This is a genomic window from Parasedimentitalea maritima, from assembly GCF_005771405.1.
Taxonomy (GTDB): domain Bacteria; phylum Pseudomonadota; class Alphaproteobacteria; order Rhodobacterales; family Rhodobacteraceae; genus Parasedimentitalea; species Parasedimentitalea maritima.
On record NZ_VAUA01000005.1, the window covers coordinates 1 to 18,221 of the forward strand.

Consider the following 18,221-nt stretch of genomic DNA (forward strand, 5'->3'; position numbering starts at 1 on the left):
CGATCTTCTCGCCAGGGCTCTTGGTTGTCTTTCTCATCTTCCACTCCTCAGTGGTGACGATGAGCCAGAAACACTCTCTTATCAAATTACCCTATTTGGACCCATAGGCGCTGACGTCAGACAATGCAACTGTACGCAGAACCACTAAGCTGGAAGAGAGTGTTTTTGCGTGGAAAGGTTAAACTGTTGATCTAGAAGCGGATACCAGTTGATTATCCTCTGGAATGCATGGCCTCTGGGGCTAATTTACGTAAGGTCTTTGTGCCAGCTCACACATTGTCAACCCAATTGGTAAATGCAAATCTGAGCTGGGGGCGCGCTAAGTAGTAAACCCTAGTTCATCCGTGGCGTAACCGATATGAAAATCTGTTGCAATTTTCAGCTGAACGTTTGCCTGAAGCAGAAAAATGGGAGCTCAAAATGAACGAAAGCGGCCAAATACTGGATCTAGCGGCTGTTGAAAAATACATGCGTGTGCATCTGCGTAAATTCGAAGGGCCATTGGACGCAAAAAAATTCGAAACCGGCCAGTCGAACCCAACTTTCTTACTCAACACTCCTTCCCGAAACTATGTTCTCAGACGAAAACCAACTGGCGTTTTGTTGAAATCGGCCCATGCAGTTGAGCGCGAATTTCGTGTTCAGAAAGCACTTGCAGAGACCAGTGTACCGGTCGCTACCATGTTGCATTTATGTGAAGACAACGCTGTTATCGGTTCATCTTTCTATATTATGGATCATGTTAACGGACGGAATTTTGTGGAACCAACACTAGCAGAGCTAGACAATGACAGTCGAAGGTTGGTGATCAATGAGATGGCCAGGGTTTTGGCTGAACTCCACAAGGTAGATATCGATTTGGTTGGTCTGTCGGACTATGGCCCATCGGGGAACTATTTTGAAAGGCAATTGGCACGTTGGTCCAAGCAGTACCTTCTTACTCAAACGCAACCCATCACTGCGATGGACCAATTGATATCATTGCTACAAACGCAGATGCCTGCAGATGATGGGCAACGCAGTCTAGTTCATGGCGATTATCGCATCGACAATATGATTTTTCAGCACAATGGTACCAGTTGCCAAGCGCTGCTAGATTGGGAACTGTCGACGATCGGCCATCCGTATGCTGATTTGGCCGCAGTGATCATGCAGTGGCAAATGCCGCCGGGGCAGGAGGGTCGTGGACTAGCCAGCGTTGATCGAAAAGCACTTGGGCTGCCTACTGATCAGCAGTTCATTGATACCTATTGTGAATACCGAGGATTGAAAGTGATTGAAAACTTCAATTTCTACTTGGCATTCAGTTTTTTTCGGATGGCGGCAATCCTTCAAGGTGTGCTCAAACGGGCACTAGAGGGCAACGCCTCTAATCCTGATCATGCCCAGAAATTAGGAGAGTATGTACCTGTTTTTGCCCGCAAGGGACTGGAAGCTCTTGTAAAGTAGCCTGGAGTTGGAGTGATCACTTTTATAGGGCGACGATTTGCACTAAACAATGCCAGCAAAAACGAAAATCCATACCAAACTGAAAAGGCCCTTCGATGGATCAAGCGCGCCTCAAATACTTAAAAGAATGGCAGCAACGCTATGTAGATCAAAGAAAGTTTTCTGGTAGCTCTGTTCTGATCCAGCGGGCTGGGCATGAAGTCCTTTTTAACGCTGTTGGGCTACGCAACGTCCAAGAAAACCTTTCGTTCGACCGCGACACCTTGGTCCGAATATATTCGATGTCCAAGCCCGTAACTTCAGTTGCATTGATGATGTTGGTTGAACGTGGATTAGTCCATTTGGATGCGCCTGTTTCAGATTTTATTCCGGAATTTGGCCGAATGACGGCGTTGATACCAAGTGCGACATCGATTGATCAAACCGAACCTAGCTATTCGCCAACGCTACACCAACTACTGACCCATACCAGTGGCCTGAGCTATCCCTTCAACCCAGGTGTACTGGGAGAATCGATGGCAAAAGACGATTTAGTTTTTAAAGCTGATCAGGGGAAACTTGTTGATCTGGCAGCAGATGCCGCCAGCTATCCACTTGCATTCCAGCCTGGGGCGAGGTGGGAATACTCCATCGGCATAGATATTATTGGGCGGGTTATTGAAGTTATTTCTGGACGTACGTTAGCCAAATTCTTCGATGAAGAAATTTTCACTCCCCTGGGAATGACCGAAACAGGCTTTTCAGTTGTTAACGGGGCCGGAAATCGGTTTGCATCACTGTATACACCACTCCAGGGTGAGGCCATGGCCTTGACAGCGGCCCAAAAGGGCAGAGAAAGCCTACGGTTGATAGATAGCTATGATAACTCGCCATTTCTGGCAGCTGAAATGATGTCGGGGGGAGGTGGGCTAACAGGATCCATTGATGACTATGTGCGGTTTGCTGAAATGTTACGTTGCCGCGGCAAACATCAGGATTTACAAATTCTTGCGCCTCAAACAGTTGACTTCATGATGAACAACCATTTGGCAGGTGACATCGCTTCAATGGGTCCTAAAAGCTTCGCCGAACAACCGATGGAAGGCATGGGATTTGGTTTGGGGGGATCCGTTGTTTTGGATCCAAGACGTACGCGCTGTGCTGGATCGGTTGGTGACTTTGGTTGGGGAGGGATGGCTTCAACGTTCTTTTGGGTTGACCAAAAATTGGACCTTTCCGTCGTGTTCTTTACCCAGTTGTCGCCTTCAAGTTCGTATCCTGCGCGAGCCGAATTGAAAGCGCTAGTCCATGCGGCGATCTTAGATTGAATTAATGGGGCGCTGTAAATGACTGATGCTGCAAAGATCTTACTCAACTTGCTTGACTTAGAGCGGCTTGATCGAAACCTGTATCGAGGCATTGGATCGGGCGGAGAAACGCCAACCCGTATCTACGGGGGGCAAGTCATTGCGCAGGCATTGGCAGCTGCTTATGCCTCTGTACCAGACAGGCTATGTCATTCGCTTCATGCCTACTTCATTCGCGCTGGTGATCCGTCATTGCCAGTGATTTATGAAGTAGATCCATCCCGAGATGGTGGTAGTTTTACGACCAGACGTGTCGTCGCTATGCAGAATGGCAAGCAGATTTTGAACCTTGCTGCTTCGTTTCACATTTCTGAAAGTGGTTGGCAGCATCAGCATTCTATACCGAACGTTCCTGGACCTGAACAGTTGGTTTCCAGGGCTGAGCAGCACAGCCAGCACGCACATCGTATAACAGCGAGCCAAAGAACTGAATTCACACGCGAGCGTCCGTTCGAAATTCGAGAAGTTGATCCGCGCGATCCACTTAATCCTGTGGAGACCAGCGATATCAACCATATGTGGATACGAATGGAAGCAGCCAAAGGAGCTAATCCGCAACTGCAGCACATTTTAATGGCCTATGCATCTGACTTTGGCTTACTCGGATCTGCGTTACGCCCACATGGGTTAACCTGGTATCGTCCTGAAGCTATGACCGCGAGCCTGGATCATACAATGTGGTTTCATGCACCAGTTCATTTTGAAAACTGGCATTTGTATTCCATGGATTCACCGTTTGCTGGCGGAGGTCGTGGCTTCAATCGTGGTTCAATTTATACTCAGGACGGTCAGTTAGTGGCCAGCGTTGCGCAAGAAGGTTTGATGCGTCCATTGAGATCATAATGTTGAAGGTGCCGGATCAAATATCTTCAGATGACTCCTTACTGATATTACATAATACCGATTATACGCATGTTTTAGCTTTTTTGGTGTGAGCGACCCTCCGAGAGTTGAAAACGCAATAATTTCTCTGGCCCAGAATTGCCAAAGACGGTGCGGCAGATCAGGTGTCTGGCTGCCGCACCGTGCTCGTAGAAATTGCTTACAGGGCGTTTAACTGCAGTTCTCTAACCAACTACAAAATCAGTCAACCAAACAACTCATGTGCCAGTTCAAGCGCTTCTATTAGCGTGTCAACTTCAGCCTTAGTGTTGTACAGTCCAAAGGATGCTCGACACGTCGCTGAGACGCCCAGATGCTCCATCAGCGGACCTGCACAGTGATGTCCTGCACGGACTGCTACACCTTTCTTATCAAGGATAGTTGAAATGTCGTGCGCATGAGCTGCGCCCTCCATTGTAAAGCTGAAAATCGCAGCCTTGCCAACTGCTTGCCCTTGAACCTTCAGCCAATTCAATTCTGCAAAACGTCGGGTAGTATAGTCGCGCAACATTGCTTCGTGCGCTGCGATGTTTTCCATCCCCAAATTCATCATGTAGTCCAACGCAACACCAAAACCAATCGTTTGGACAATACCTGGCGTTCCAGCTTCGAACTTCATTGGCGGGTCGTTATAGGTAACGTGGTCTTTGGTGACTTCTTTGATCATGTCACCGCCACCTATGAATGGACGCATTTGCGCCATTCTCTCAGGTCGTATGTAAATGGCTCCTGAACCAGATGGTCCGTAAAGCTTGTGTCCTGTGATTGCATAAAAGTCGCAACCTATGTCCTGAACATCCACAGGCATATGAACTGCACCTTGAGACCCATCTACCAGTACTGGGACGCCTTTCTCTTGTGAGGCTTTTGTGATAGATTTTACATCTACAACGGTTCCCAAAACGTTGGAACATTGCGTAATTGCAACCAGTTTTGTTTTAGGTCCGATTGCGTCTATTACGGCCTGTGGATCCAGGCTTCCGTCAGCCTCAAGATCAACCCACTTCAATACTACCCCCTGGCGCTCTCGCAGGAAGTGCCAGGGAACTATGTTGGCATGATGTTCCATGACGCTCAACACAATTTCATCTCCAGGCTGGAGATGAGGCATTGCCCAACCATAAGCCACGAGGTTGATGCCCTCAGTCGTGCCCGAATTCAGAACAATTGTATTTTCGTCGCCAGCATTCAAAAACTGCGATACGGTTTGTCGAACCGCCTCGTACTTTTCAGTTGCAAGGTTAGAAAGGAAGTGTAAGCCCCTGTGTACATTGGAATATTCCTCTGCATAGGCCCGTGTTATTGCATCAATAACCACTTTTGGCTTTTGCGCTGAAGCACCGTTGTCCAGATAGACCAAGGGTTTTCCGTTCACTTCTCGCGAGAGGATCGGGAATTCAGAACGGATTTTGTCCACGTCAAACATTGGCGGAAAGTCCTAGTAAGGAAGGCCCTGCGAGGCCTAGAATAAATGACAGCACAAGTGCTATGGCAATGCTGGCCATCAACAAAACGCCAAAAGCACGCCACAGGGAACCCAGCCGGTGCGCTTCGTTGATAAAATTGGCAAAGATGTATAGCCCAAACAGCGTTGCAGCAAGGTTCAAGAGACCTGCCAATAAGGGGGCTACAAGAAACAACAGCGTCATGATAATCTGCAAAGCTACCTGAAGCAGTTGAAGCCAAACAACGAGGACCAGAAGGTCCTCAAGACTCCCCTGCCCGCCTAGCCAGCGTCCCATAACAAATAGTGCAAATACAAACACCACTTGAATAGCCAACATTACACCGAAGTAAGTAAGGGGCGAGAGTTTGGGGAGGCCTAAATCACTGGGGAGAGGAAACACAAGTTCCTGAAACGAATAAACAATTGCGTTTAGAGCTATTGCCAAGATGAGACCGGTCCATAGGACTTGCCGAGGCCATTTCAAGGTCAGGATATTACCTGCGGCTTGGCCTGGTGCGGTAAGTGTTAACATCACCAGAGGTTGTAACTGAATGTTCATTTTTTGCTCCAGTACGCCACGAACAAACCAGAAATCCAAAACCACAGAAAAAACACCAACCAAAGTATGCCAACAAGGTTCAGGGCTGGGCTGGGTCCGATAAACCCAGCGGTTAGACCGTTAAGAAGTATCAGTGGGCTGGCTGATAACATTGCCCAAAACAGCGAAATTCTGGCCCCAAAACTATCGCCTTCACCGCCAATCAAGCGGGCTACCAAATGCGTCAACCATGAAACAGTATACAACATCAGTGGTGCGATAAATATCCAACCAAACAGCGCCCCGCCAAGCAACATATTGAGTTCTTGTCCATCCAAATGGGCCTTTCGCGCCAAATTTGGCATCTGAGAAATAAAAGCAAAAATGCAGCTACCCATCAGAATTGCTAAGGCGCTATCTTCACGTTTGCCGTACGACAAAAGACGCGCCACAACGCGGCGCGGCCTTCGATATGTGGCTGCAATATCAGTAATAACCGACATCAGCGCCGCCGGATCAACCAATTTTCGAGGCGCTCAACAATGTCTGTGGCAATCTCATGGTCTTCGATTTCATCGACCGCCTCTCCAAGAAAAGCCAGTGTCAACAAGTCTGTTGCCGCATCATTTGGAACGCCTCGAGACCTTAGATAGAACAAGGCATTTTCATCAATCGCTCCTGATGTCGAGCCATGCGAACAAACAACATCATCAGCGTAGATTTCCAACTCTGGTTTTGCGAGAAACTGGCTGTCATCATCGAGCATCAACGCTTGACTGATCTGATATCCATCAGTTTTTTGCGCCTTGTTCTTAACCAGAATTTTGCCTTGGAATACCCCAGTTGCTCCATTGCGAAGCACTTTTTTGAAAACCTGCCGACTTTCGCAATTGACTGCATCATGCGTTACAAAAACCGTATCATCGTGGTGAAAATCACCGTCGCCGACACAAGCGCCAGAAACATGGGCTACAGCGTCATCCCCTAACAACTCCACGACAGTCTCATTGCGCGTCAAAACGCCGTTAACGGTCAAGGTAAAGCTCTTGAATGTCGTTTCCTTGCCCAACCTGGCGAACATATGAGTTGCAGCGCGGCGTTCATGGTCTCGACCTTGGGCGCAAATTAAATGCAACGATGCGCCGTCAGCGATATCGATCTCAGTACATTTATTGAACCGCGAGGCGGCTGGACCGTTTTCAAGGATCGTGGCCTCGGCCCCAGGGTCAACCCGTATCACATGATGCAACATTGCATCCGATTTTTCTGATTTGTGGATGTAGATCAGGTTAATCGGCTTACTTGGTTTACCTGTTACGTGGATTGCAACACCTTCGCGGGCAAAGGCTGTGTTTAACGCAGCCAACGGGCGAGCCACGGGGGATTGGCCACGCGCTTCAAGAACACCGTACAAGTCTTTGACCCAATGAATGTCTTGCTTCGAAATGTCTGAGATACGGTCAATTCGAACACCTTCCAGTTCTAGGTCATCCGAAGCACTTTCGTCAAACACACCGTCAACGAACACAATTTTCAAACGATCAAAACCGTCAAACATCGGTTCTTCATCGTGATGAAACACCGAGGCTTCCGGCGCCGTAGCCTGCACCAGCGTATCAGGTCGCGTATATTTCCAATATTCATCACGCCGGCCGGGCAACCCTGTTGCCTGAACGCGCGACAACGCCGCATGACGTGCACCAGCAAGACATCCACCTTCGGGTTGAGAAAGCGACGACAGCCGTTCTTGAGTGGCCGTTTGTTTCAGTTCAGGCAGTGCCATTTATCCCACCTCTGCCAAAATATCGGCATAACCGTTGTTTTCAACTTCCAGCGCCAGTTCAGGGCCACCTGTTTTCACAATGCGCCCATTGGCCATGATGTGAACTACGTCCGGTTTGATGTGATCCAGCAAACGTTGATAGTGAGTGATAACAAGAAATCCACGATTCTCACTACGCAATGCGTTTACGCCTTCGGCGACCAATTTCATCGCGTCCACGTCCAGACCAGAGTCGGTTTCATCCAGAATACACATCTTTGGCTGGAGCATCGCCATCTGAAGGATTTCGTTACGCTTTTTCTCACCCCCAGAAAATCCAACGTTTACCGGACGCTTCAGCATCTCCGCGTCGATTTTCAGAGATTTTGCTTGAGCGCGAACTTCCTTTAGAAACTCGGCTGCACTCAATTCGTCTTCACCACGCGCCTTTCGCTGGGCATTTACGGCAGTACGTAGAAACGTCATGTTACCAACACCCGGAATTTCAACAGGATATTGGAAAGCTAGGAACAGGCCAGCAGCTGCCCGTTCTTCAGCTTCTTGTTCCAGCAGGTCCTGGCCATCCAGAGTGGCTGAACCTTCAGTGACTTCGTAGCCGCCTTTGCCTGACAAAACGTAAGAAAGTGTCGACTTGCCGGAGCCATTCGGCCCCATAATTGCATGTACTTTTCCAGGCTCAACAGTCAGGTTAACACCTTTTAGGATCTGCTTATCTTCTTCTTCAAGCTGGACGTGCAGGTTATTGATATTCAACATTTTTCGCTCCTTATCGCGAACATTCAACTTACCTTGGGGCGGGCCAAGCCATTGGCTAGTCCTCAAAATTCCCCAAGGCGTCTATCACTCCCTGGCGGCAGGAGCCGACCAGGATAAATTCAGATGAGACTGCCCCGTTAGAGGTTGTTACCCCACTGATCCTTCGAGAGAAATTGCCACTAACTGTTGAGCTTCCATAGCAAACTCCATCGGCAAGGCCTGCAAAACATCTTTGCAGAATCCATTTACCACCAGTGCAACCGCCTCTTCTTCGTCCATTCCGCGAGAGCGACAATAGAAAAGCTGGTCTTCGTCGACTTTAGAAGTTGTTGCCTCATGTTCAACGCGTGCAGAATTATTTTTGACCTCAATGTAGGGCACTGTGTGGGCACCGCATTTGTCGCCGATTAACAAACTGTCACATTGGGTGTAGTTACGGGCATCTTTGGCCTTTTTGTGCATAGATACAAGCCCGCGATATGTATTCTGAGCTTTACCAGCACTGATTCCCTTCGACACGATACGTGACTTTGTGTTTTTACCAAGGTGCACCATTTTTGTACCAGTATCAGCCTGTTGCATGTTGTTTGCAATGGCGATCGAGTAGAACTCACCTTGGCTTTCCTCGCCTCGCAGGATGCAAGATGGATATTTCCAAGTCACCGCCGAACCTGTTTCCACTTGTGTCCACATCACCTTGGATCGGTCACCACGACAATCCGCTCTCTTGGTCACGAAATTGTAAATTCCGCCCTTGCCGTCTTCATCTCCAGGGTACCAGTTCTGCACAGTGGAATATTTTACTTCAGCGTCTTCTTCGACGATAATTTCAACCACAGCGGCATGCAGTTGTGCTGTATCACGAGCAGGAGCTGTGCAACCCTCTAGATAAGAGACGTATGAACCCTTATCTGCGATGATTAAAGTGCGCTCAAACTGGCCAGTGTTTTCCGCGTTGATACGGAAATATGTAGACAGTTCCATGGGACACCTGACACCAGGCGGAACGTAAACGAATGAGCCGTCAGAAAACACCGCCGAATTCAGTGTCGCATAATAGTTATCGGTCACTGGGACGACAGTACCCAAGTACTTTTTAACAAGCTCAGGATGGTCTCTAATCGCTTCGGATATGGAACAAAAAATAACCCCTGCGGCTTTCAACTCTTCCTTAAAAGTTGTGCCAATGGACACGGAATCAAAAACCGCATCGACGGCCACTTTGCGTCCTTCCGCCGGGGCTTTCTCTGCGCCTTCAACACCAGCAAGTATCATTTGCTCCCTCAGGGGGATCCCAAGCTTTTCGTATGTTGCCAGAAGCTTAGGGTCAACTTCTTCAAGCGACTTTGGTTTGACTTCCATCGATTTTGGGCGCGCATAATAGTAGATATCCTGAAAATCAATTTTCGGATAATTTACCATAGCCCAGGTCGGTTCTTCTTTTTGAAGCCAGCGTTCATAAGCTTGCAAACGCCATTCTGTCATCCATTCGGGTTCTTCATTCTTTTCCGAAATTAGCCGGACAATATCTGGCGACACACCTTTAGGCGCGTATTCCATTTCGATCTCGGTTTCCCAACCGTATTTGTATTCGCCGCCCACTTCCCGAACGGCATCAACAGTCTCTTGATCAACGCCGTCTTTTACTTGTGTCTGATCCAAAGCAACCATTTTAGTCTCCTAAACTCACGCTACCCGAGCGCGGAATATCTTCTCTTTTGCCAGCCAAGTGTCTGCAAACCGCAGCACGTCGCTTTCGCTTGTTTCGGGGCCAAGTGACACCCTGATGGCGCCCTGGGCAGTTGTCTCACCGTATCCCATAGCGGTCAGGACTGCGCTTGCACGTACCTTACCGCTAGAACAGGCTGAACCGGCGCTTATCGCAAAGCCAGCCAAGTCCATTTGCATTACCTGTGTTTCGCCTTTCCAACCAGGCGTCGAAAAACACGATGTGTTTGGCAGGCGCTCCACAGAATTCCCGACAAAAATAGTATCTTTAGTTCCCGCCGCAAGGGCCTGTTCAAGAAGATTTCGCAGCCCCTCTACCCGCTCCCAGACTCCATTTTCCAAATCTCGACTTGCGGCTTCGGCGGCAGCTCCAAACCCAGCGATCCCGACTACGTTTTCGGTGCCGGACCGTCGCCCCATTTCCTGCCCGCCTCCCTTAATCTGGGTCCTTAGTTCGGTTCCTCGCTTCAATACTACTGCACCAATTCCTTTGGGACCGCCCAGCTTATGAGCAGAAATCAGCGCCATTGTGGCACCCATCCAGTTGAACGCAATCGGCAATTTTCCAAATGCCTGCGTGGCGTCGGTCACAGCAAGGCCTTGCGGCAATTTCTGCAAAATACCAGTTTCAGAGTTGGCAAGCTGCAGGACCGAGTTTTGAGGGGCATTTACCGAAACCTCTCCATTCGTCGAAACGGGTAGAACTTCGTCTATCCAAGCTCTTACAGCATCATGTTCAACTTCTGATCCCTGTAAGCCACGTCCGCTACAAGCCAACGAAGCTCCTTCTGTCGATCCAGAGGTAAACACCACATCTGCTCCATCCGCACCAAATGCGGATGCAACTTGAGCACGTGCATTTTCAACCAAAGCTTTGGCAGCGCGACCTTCGCCATGTACCGAAGACGGATTGCCACAAATGTCCATTGCAGCAATCATTGCAACGCGTGCTTCGGGTCGTAAGAGCGTAGTCGCGTTATGATCCAGATAAATCCTAGTCATGGATGTATGTTTTCCAAGCTGTGTCGTCTAGCGACAGAATGGTCTTGTGAAGCATTCATTCCGCGTCAACAACCGAAAACAAGCTAGGAACTGCTGGGCAAGGTGCCAATTCGTTTTCTATCACATCCGACAATCGGGTTTGATGAAGAAAAACATAGACATGCGCGCTTAAGCCTTCCCACAGGCGATTGGTTAAAGACTGTGCACGACTACCGGAAGCACCGCCAGAAGCACCCGCCCCTTTATGCATAGCGTCGACAGTTTCATCCACTGCCGACAATATGTCGACAACTCTAATTTCCGAAGCAGGTCTAGCCAAACGATAGCCACCACCTGGCCCGCGAACCGAGCAAACTAGTTCTGCCCGACGAAGTTTTACAAAAAGCTGCTCTAGATAAGGAAGTGAAACATCCTGACGTTTGGCGATATCGCCAAGAACAACCAAATTACCTTCTGAATGCAACGCTATGTCGGCCAAGGCCACCATCGCATAGCGTCCTTTTGTCGAAAGCTTCATGTTTATGGTCTCCAAACGGATTGAGCCTTGCGAAAACATTGACCTTCACCACATCGTTGAGTATCTCAGCGACACAGTGCAATGCATTAGCTTGCGCCAGAATTTAGAACTGTTCTAAGGTGCCCTAGGGAATTCGTCAAGTTTACCCTGCAGGTACTTCCCGCAAAAGTCAGAGTAGGATCCAACCGCCCATGCCTGAGGTCATTTTTCCCGGACCCGAAGGCCGCCTTGAAGGCCGCTATCATCCACAAAAAGAAAAAGACGCCCCCATCGCCATCGTCTTGCATCCACATCCTCAATTCGGCGGCACCATGAACAACAAAGTGGTCTATAATCTCCACTATGCGTTCTACAACATGGGGTTCACTGTTCTACGCTTCAATTTTCGAGGTGTTGGGCGCAGTCAAGGTGAATACGATCAAGGAGTTGGAGAGCTGTCTGACGCAGCTTCGGCACTCGATTATCTGCAATCGATGAACAACAACTCGAAACATTGCTGGGTTGCGGGCTTCTCTTTTGGCTCTTGGATCGGCATGCAGTTGTTGATGCGCCGCCCAGAAATTACAGGTTTCATATCAGTTTCGCCGCCGGCGAATATGTATGACTTCTCATTCCTTGCGCCCTGCCCGTCCTCGGGTCTGGTCATCAACGGTACCTCTGACCGCGTCGCACCTCCTGCTGATACCGTTAACCTTGTGAACAAACTTCATGAGCAGAAAGGTATCACAATTACCCATCAGGAAATCCCAGGGGCTGACCACTTTTTCCAAGAGCCTCATATGGACACTATGATTGGTAACGTGTCTGAATACGTGAAGCGCAGACTTACAGAAAACACACGCTGATGGGTACGCTAGAGCGGCTCGCTGAAAAACTGGCAGACGACACTATGAAAGTGCAGGATGCCACTGGTCAGGACCGTTTGTTCATGGAGGTAAGCGGCGTATTGGCCGCTTCCTCACAAACACTGGAAGAAGCCTTTCTAACCGAAATGCGTGTGCGCTTGGCTGAGCGGATAGCGCGTAAATTCCTCAATTCCAAAATTTCCGAAGCTCAAGTTGCGGCCGAAACAGCCGCGAAGACAAAAACGTGAACGAACGGCTAGCGGCGCAGTTTGAGTTTCTTCAGGAAGCTGACAAGCTCCGCAATGTTGTACGCTCAAATCTAGTTATAGACTGTTCACGTTGTGAAAATTCGGCTGAGCATAGTTGGCATTTAGCGCTCTATGCCCTTATTCTCGCCTCACTCGCCGCCCCAGAGGTGCAGATTTCACGTGTCATCAAAATGCTGCTGTTGCATGACTTGGTTGAAATTGATGTAGGGGACCACCCCATACATCAAGCTACAGACTGGCAAAAAGTTGCACAGGCTGAAGAAGTCGCCGCGCAACGTTTGTTTGGCCTTCTCCCTGATGATCTTGGCTCGGAAATGTTAGACCTTTGGCGCGAGTTTGAGGCAAACCAAAGCATTGATGCAATATTTGCCAAGCAATTGGACCGTTGTCAGCCAATTTTTCAAACCCTCTATGGCATTGATCCAGTTCCTGAACATTTAGAGATAGTTAAAGGCAACATTGATGGTGGTCGCGCTGCTTCACTAGAGCAGAATTTCCCCACAGCCTTTGCCCACGCCTCGTTGTTATTGGGGCGGCCAAATACCTTAGATTGCACAGCGTTTACTTCGCGGCTGCCGTTTTTAAATGAAGCAGACCAATTGAAACACGTTCTCCGTGCCACGTTATTGGGTAACGGTTCGCGCCGGGAAAATTCCGCGGAGCATAGCTGGCATATCATGTTGTACGCGTGGGTATTGGCTGAACACTCAATTGTTGAAATCGACATTAACCGAGTGATGCAAATGCTTCTTTTGCATGATTTAGTTGAGATTGATGCCGGAGATACGCCTATTCACGGTGAGATCGATCATAAGAAGATGGCTGCCAAGGAAGAGGCCGCTGCAAAGCGCCTGTTTGGTTTGCTTCCTGAAGCGCAGAAAGTGTCATTCACTGCACTGTGGCATGAATTCGAAGCCGCTCAAAGCAATGATGCAATCTATGCTAAATCTATCGACAGAGTTCAGCCTGTTCTTTTGAACCTGAAAAATGGCGGTGGTAGCTGGATCGAGTATTCGGTGTCTCTTGCTCAGGTCGATTATCGTGTCGGCGATAAGGTTAAACTGGGAGCGCCAAGAGTTTGGGATTTTGTGCGTTCCCAAATCGAACCTTGGTTTGTGAGCCAAGGGCTCGACTAGCTGTTCCACATATATTCTCAAGTATGACTTCATGGTGCCTAGCTTTGGCGCCCGTTTACATTGCAAAACCTCGACCTTTTCTGTTGTTTCCATCCCATTTATTGTTTCGGTCTGATTAAAAAATGAACAGATCAGTAGACCCCAATTTGCAGTGTACTGATCTGTAAAGAATGAACACTTGAATACCAGTATGCATCGCCCTAGTTTGCCAATGAAGGCAGCCGAATATGGTTCATTTATCTGGGTGGCTACAAAATGCGTGCAAACAAACGAGATGAACTGGTCCAAAAAGCACTTTCAGTGTTTTATCTGAATGGGTTTCACGCAACTGGCATGGATATGCTGGTGAAAGAAACCGGGATTTCTAAAACATCCATGTATAAGCACTTCAAAACGAAAGAAGACCTCATTCTTGCGTCGTTACGCCTTAGGGATGAACTATTCCGCAATATGATACAACGGCGTCAAGAAGAGCTTTCAGAGACACCCAAAGGCCAAGTTTTGGCACTGTTTGATGTGCTGGGGGAATGGTTCAACAGTCCTGAATTCCATGGCTGCATGTTCATCAAAGCCTCATCAGAATTTCAAGAACCAAACCATCCCATTCGTCGACAATCCGCCGAGCATAAGCTGCTCCTTGCAGAGCATATTGAAAAGTTGCTTGTTTTGGCAGGCTACGACAACACTAACACCCTGACCCGGCAGCTAATGGTATTAAAAGAAGGCGCAATCATAGCAGCCCACGTTAGCCAAAGCGAAACGGCCGCGCAGGATGCGAAGACCATTGCCGAGACGATCCTAGAGGGCGCCAACCCTAAAAGCTAGGATGGAACTCGGATAGCACCGTGCCTTTGCCATTTAGCTCGAGAAACTTCCCCGGTGGGAGTTCTGTCCAGCCCTCCTCATCTGGTTCCAATGGCTCAGACACAACAGCCCAGCCTTGCCGGGTTTCACACCAGCGGTAATAGACCGAAGGCGCAATATGATCCGAAGAATATCGGGCCGCAAATAGTCGTTCCCCGTCAGAAAAAGCGACTGATAACCTCATATGTGGTGAGATCCCGCTTTGGCGAGATAGATTTTCCATTCGGGCGACAGCGCGAGAAAGCGCCGCCTGCGGGTCCTTGTCCAACCCTTCGCCTAAGGCCAGCAGAAACAGGATTTCACTGTCAGTGGCACCTTTGCGATGTTGATACAGATCATCAGGTACACACATATCGGCTTGCTTACGAAAGTGTTCGAATCCCCCAACCTGGCCGTTGTGCATGAAACTCCATGACCCGGCCGTGAACGGATGACAATTGTTACGACTAATTGCAGACCCAGTGGAGGCACGGACATGGGCTAAAAACAGGCCAGAACGAACCTGGTGTGCTACGGCCCGTAGATTTGGATCCGACCAAGCGGGGTAGACATCTCTATATTGCCCAGGAGTCGGACGGTTTTCATACCAAGCCACTCCAAACCCGTCTCCGTTGGTTGATGTTTTGCTTTCCTCCGCCTCTTGGCTTTGCGCAATCAAGGAGTGATCAGGTCGGGAGATGATATCTTCCAAAAAAATTGGTTCTCCAAAATAGGCAGCCCAGCGGCACATAGCGTTTCCTTCCTGAACTCATGGCGAATTAGTATCATCTGGTTTAGTCAAACGATTTCGGGACTCCACTATACCGCAGCCGCAAACAGGTCGAGTGTTCGAACGCACAGACCGTTGTTCATTCATACAGACCTTTGATCGATATCGGTCAAGGTACGACAGCTGACGCCGTTTTCTGATCAGCACGGTTCGTCGCAAACGCTATCAAAGGCGCTATTTAGGAGCCACCTCCTCGTGAACTGTTCGAAAGACACCACATGCCCATCCACTATATTTATCTATTTGTAGCAGTAATCGCGGAGACAATCGGCACCACGGCTCTACAGGCCAGCCAACAGTTTTCACGGTTGCTTCCGTCACTTATCGTCCTGTTCGCTTATGGGTTCTCGTTTTACATGATGGGACTTACGCTTAAGGTCATGCCTGTTGGCATAGTTTACGCTATTTGGTCTGGATTAGGCATCGTTACGATAGCGGCAATTGGTTATGCAGTTTTTGGCCAACGATTGGATCTGCCCGCGATATTTGGAATGTCTCTCATTCTTATCGGAATTTTGATCATCCACCTCTATTCGGATTCATCACATCATTAAGTGGCAAAAAGCTGCTTTGAACCGGTGATCTGACAGGTTTGATGCAACAGATATGTGTTTTCTCTGGCCTTTGAGCTGTGATCAGGCTATGGGCGCATCAACTCCCATACAAAGGCTGACTTCATGGACCTGCGCAACATTGCGATCATTGCCCACGTGGACCACGGTAAAACCACTCTCGTGGATGAAATGCTAAAACAATCCGGTGTTTTCCGCGACAACCAAGCTGTGGCTGAACGGGCCATGGATTCCAATGACCTGGAGCGTGAACGCGGCATCACCATTCTTGCTAAAGCCACTTCGGTGGAATGGAATGGGACGCGTATCAACATTGTCGATACTCCGGGCCACGCAGACTTTGGCGGAGAAGTTGAACGGATCCTGTCGATGGTCGATGGTGTGGTTCTCTTGGTGGACGCTGCCGAAGGTCCTATGCCGCAAACAAAATTCGTTACTTCAAAGGCTCTTGCATTGGGTCTGAAACCAATTGTTGTGGTCAATAAAGTCGACAAACCTGATGGTGAGCCTGACCGTGCTCTGGATGAGTGCTTTGATCTGTTCGCAAACCTGGGTGCGTCAGATGAACAACTGGACTTCCCGTCTATGTATGCGTCTGGGCGTTCTGGTTGGGCAGATATGACCCTTGAAGGACCACGCAAGGACTTGTCTGCAATGTTCGACTTGATCGTCGAACATGTACCTGCGCCGGCACAGCAAGCTCGCAAAGATGAACCTTTCCGGATGCTCGCCACCACCTTGGGACATGATCCCTTTATCGGACGCCTACTAACGGGCCGCGTAGAAAGTGGTACCTTGAAAGCTGGCGAAACAATGAAGGGCCTCTCCCGTGATGGGACTCAGATAGAGAGCTTTCGGGTAACTAAAGTCATGGCGTTCCGTGGCCTGACACAGCAACCAATTGATGTTGCCGAGGCCGGAGACATTGTGTCAATCGCCGGTATGGCAAAAGTCACCGTTGCTGACAGCATCGTCGATCCTCAGGTTACCGAAGCTATGGAAGCACAGCCGATTGATCCACCAACGATCACCGTCACCTTTGGGATCAATGACAGCCCATTGGCGGGTCGCGATGGCAAACACGTTCAATCACGCGTGATCCGTAACCGCTTGTTGAAAGAAGCAGAAACCAACGTTGCGATCCGCATCACCGATACTCCCGGTGGAGATGCTTTTGAAGTTGCCGGCCGCGGCGAACTCCAGATGGGTGTTCTGATCGAAAACATGCGTCGTGAGGGTTTCGAACTATCGATCTCACGCCCTCAGGTTCTGTTCCGTGACGTTGATGGACAAAAAATGGAGCCCGTTGAAGAAGTCACCATCGATGTTGATGACGAATACTCTGGTGTCGTAATCGAGAAACTGACCAGCGTTCGTAAGGGCGTTCTAACCGAAATGAAGCCAGCTGGCGTCGGCAAGACCCGTATTATTGCCCATGTGCCGTCTCGTGGTTTGATCGGTTACCAAGGAGAATTCATGACAGATACGCGCGGTACCGGTGTACTAAACCGCGTATTCCATGACTGGGAAGCTTTCAAAGGCAAGATCCCAGGCCGTCGAGCAGGTGTTCTGATTTCTATGGAGAGCGGTCAATCCGTGGCCTTTGCGCTATGGAACCTAGAAGAGCGTGGGAAAATGTTCATCGGCGCTCAGGCTGATATCTATCAAGGCATGATTATTGGCGAACACAGCCGTGAAAATGATTTGGAAGTGAACCCGCTGAAAGGTAAGAAACTTACCAACGTGCGTGCATCCGGCACCGACGAAGCTGTACGTTTGACAACACCCGTAACGCTGTCTCTGGAGCAATCGATCGCTTACATTGACAACGACGAATTGGTTGAAGTCACGCCAAATGCGATCCGCTTGCGTAAGCGTCATCTGGACCCACACGAACGTAAACGTGCCGCCCGCGCAGCGGGTTAAGACTAAATTGGTATAAAAAAGTCAGGGGCGTCGGTTTTCACCGGCGCCCCTAACTCATTTAATAACGCACACCCACAGATGTGACAGACGGTTTATAAAGAATCATTCGCTGGTTTCGACAACCATTAGTTCACGCTCCGACGCTCCACGCGCATGGTTTAAGGCGTCTTGGTATTCCGGGCTGTGGTAGCAGCCAACGGCTGCATCAACTGAGGGAAATTTGGCGACAACATTCCGTGGACGTTCCTTGCCTTCCAGCTGCACAAAACGTCCACCACGGGCAACAAATTCGCCACCATGTTTTGCGATTGCCGGGCCGGCCAGCTTTGCATATTTGCCATATGCCTCGTCATCAGTCACAGTTACATGTGCTATCCAAAGTGCGCCCATCA

19 protein-coding genes are annotated in these 18,221 nt (G+C 49.2%); 9 read left to right on the forward strand and 10 right to left on the reverse strand.

All coding sequences use genetic code 11. The features are described 5' to 3' along the window. Positions 1-420 precede the first annotated feature (420 nt). The 3 genes from FEE96_RS10625 to FEE96_RS10635 all read left to right on the forward strand — a co-directional run bounded on the left by FEE96_RS10625 (position 421) and on the right by FEE96_RS10635 (position 3,638). Positions 421-1,449 (forward strand): phosphotransferase family protein, encoded by a 1,029-nt coding sequence (locus tag FEE96_RS10625; RefSeq protein WP_138163029.1) that lies wholly within the window; start codon positions 421-423, stop codon positions 1,447-1,449. Between the two features lie 95 nt (positions 1,450-1,544). Then, a complete protein-coding gene (locus FEE96_RS10630; protein WP_138163030.1) occupies positions 1,545-2,756 on the forward strand; it encodes a serine hydrolase domain-containing protein in 1,212 nt (403 codons plus the stop codon). 18 nt (positions 2,757-2,774) lie between these two features. Then, on the forward strand, positions 2,775-3,638 hold the full coding sequence (locus tag FEE96_RS10635; RefSeq protein ID WP_138163031.1) for an acyl-CoA thioesterase: 864 nt from the start codon (positions 2,775-2,777) through the stop codon (positions 3,636-3,638). A 244-nt stretch (positions 3,639-3,882) separates the two neighbouring features. Here the strand turns inward: FEE96_RS10635 and FEE96_RS10640 are convergent, their stop codons facing one another. From FEE96_RS10640 to iscR, 8 genes are all read right to left on the reverse strand, one after another. Next, positions 3,883-5,103: a cysteine desulfurase gene (locus FEE96_RS10640; protein ID WP_138163032.1), complete on the reverse strand. Its 1,221-nt coding sequence runs from the start codon at positions 5,101-5,103 to the stop codon at positions 3,883-3,885. Continuing rightward, on the reverse strand, positions 5,096-5,683 hold the full coding sequence (locus tag FEE96_RS10645; protein WP_138163033.1) for a YIP1 family protein: 588 nt from the start codon (positions 5,681-5,683) through the stop codon (positions 5,096-5,098). The genes FEE96_RS10640 and FEE96_RS10645 overlap by 8 nt, the downstream gene beginning before the upstream one ends. Then, positions 5,680-6,165, reverse strand: coding sequence for a YIP1 family protein (locus tag FEE96_RS10650; RefSeq protein ID WP_138163034.1), 486 nt, complete (start codon positions 6,163-6,165; stop codon positions 5,680-5,682). Before FEE96_RS10650 ends, FEE96_RS10645 begins: the two co-directional genes overlap by 4 nt. After that, the gene (gene sufD, locus FEE96_RS10655; protein WP_138163035.1) at positions 6,165-7,445 is read right to left on the reverse strand and encodes a Fe-S cluster assembly protein SufD; all 1,281 of its coding nucleotides are present in this window, start codon (positions 7,443-7,445) and stop codon (positions 6,165-6,167) included. The genes FEE96_RS10650 and sufD overlap by 1 nt, the downstream gene beginning before the upstream one ends. Continuing rightward, the gene (gene sufC, locus FEE96_RS10660) at positions 7,446-8,201 is read right to left on the reverse strand and encodes a Fe-S cluster assembly ATPase SufC (protein WP_138163036.1); all 756 of its coding nucleotides are present in this window, start codon (positions 8,199-8,201) and stop codon (positions 7,446-7,448) included. Positions 8,202-8,348: 147 nt separating this feature from the next. Continuing rightward, positions 8,349-9,872 carry a Fe-S cluster assembly protein SufB gene (sufB, locus tag FEE96_RS10665; protein ID WP_138163037.1) on the reverse strand — a complete coding sequence of 508 codons (1,524 nt, stop codon included), beginning with the start codon at positions 9,870-9,872 and terminating at the stop codon, positions 8,349-8,351. Positions 9,873-9,887: 15 nt separating this feature from the next. Then, positions 9,888-10,931 carry a cysteine desulfurase family protein gene (locus FEE96_RS10670; protein WP_138163038.1) on the reverse strand — a complete coding sequence of 348 codons (1,044 nt, stop codon included), beginning with the start codon at positions 10,929-10,931 and terminating at the stop codon, positions 9,888-9,890. 55 nt (positions 10,932-10,986) lie between these two features. Next, the gene (gene iscR, locus FEE96_RS10675; RefSeq protein WP_138163039.1) at positions 10,987-11,448 is read right to left on the reverse strand and encodes a Fe-S cluster assembly transcriptional regulator IscR; all 462 of its coding nucleotides are present in this window, start codon (positions 11,446-11,448) and stop codon (positions 10,987-10,989) included. A 191-nt stretch (positions 11,449-11,639) separates the two neighbouring features. On the opposite strand from iscR, the gene FEE96_RS10680 reads away from it, so the two are divergent. The 4 genes from FEE96_RS10680 (at position 11,640) to FEE96_RS10695 (ending at position 14,523) form a co-directional block, all read left to right on the forward strand. Continuing rightward, positions 11,640-12,293, forward strand: a complete 654-nt coding sequence (locus FEE96_RS10680; RefSeq protein WP_138163040.1) for an alpha/beta hydrolase — start codon at positions 11,640-11,642, stop codon at positions 12,291-12,293. Further along, a complete protein-coding gene (locus FEE96_RS10685) occupies positions 12,293-12,541 on the forward strand; it encodes a hypothetical protein (protein ID WP_138163041.1) in 249 nt (82 codons plus the stop codon). Before FEE96_RS10680 ends, FEE96_RS10685 begins: the two co-directional genes overlap by 1 nt. After that, positions 12,538-13,698 carry an HD domain-containing protein gene (locus FEE96_RS10690; protein ID WP_138163042.1) on the forward strand — a complete coding sequence of 387 codons (1,161 nt, stop codon included), beginning with the start codon at positions 12,538-12,540 and terminating at the stop codon, positions 13,696-13,698. The genes FEE96_RS10685 and FEE96_RS10690 overlap by 4 nt, the downstream gene beginning before the upstream one ends. Positions 13,699-13,953: 255 nt before the next feature. Beyond that, on the forward strand, positions 13,954-14,523 hold the full coding sequence (locus tag FEE96_RS10695) for a TetR/AcrR family transcriptional regulator (protein ID WP_138163043.1): 570 nt from the start codon (positions 13,954-13,956) through the stop codon (positions 14,521-14,523). Here FEE96_RS10695 and FEE96_RS10700 read toward each other — a convergent pair. After that, the gene (locus FEE96_RS10700) at positions 14,513-15,292 is read right to left on the reverse strand and encodes a class II glutamine amidotransferase (RefSeq protein ID WP_138163044.1); all 780 of its coding nucleotides are present in this window, start codon (positions 15,290-15,292) and stop codon (positions 14,513-14,515) included. The genes FEE96_RS10695 and FEE96_RS10700 overlap by 11 nt on opposite strands. 257 nt (positions 15,293-15,549) lie before the next feature. Between FEE96_RS10700 and FEE96_RS10705 the strand changes: the two genes are divergently transcribed. Beyond that, positions 15,550-15,885, forward strand: a complete 336-nt coding sequence (locus FEE96_RS10705) for a DMT family transporter (RefSeq protein ID WP_138163045.1) — start codon at positions 15,550-15,552, stop codon at positions 15,883-15,885. Between the two features lie 123 nt (positions 15,886-16,008). Further along, on the forward strand, positions 16,009-17,829 hold the full coding sequence (gene typA, locus FEE96_RS10710; protein WP_138163046.1) for a translational GTPase TypA: 1,821 nt from the start codon (positions 16,009-16,011) through the stop codon (positions 17,827-17,829). A 102-nt stretch (positions 17,830-17,931) separates the two neighbouring features. Here typA and FEE96_RS10715 read toward each other — a convergent pair whose 3' ends face one another. Beyond that, entirely contained in the window at positions 17,932-18,219 is a 288-nt protein-coding gene (locus FEE96_RS10715; RefSeq protein WP_138163047.1) for a DUF1330 domain-containing protein, read from the reverse strand. Positions 18,220-18,221 lie beyond the last annotated feature (2 nt).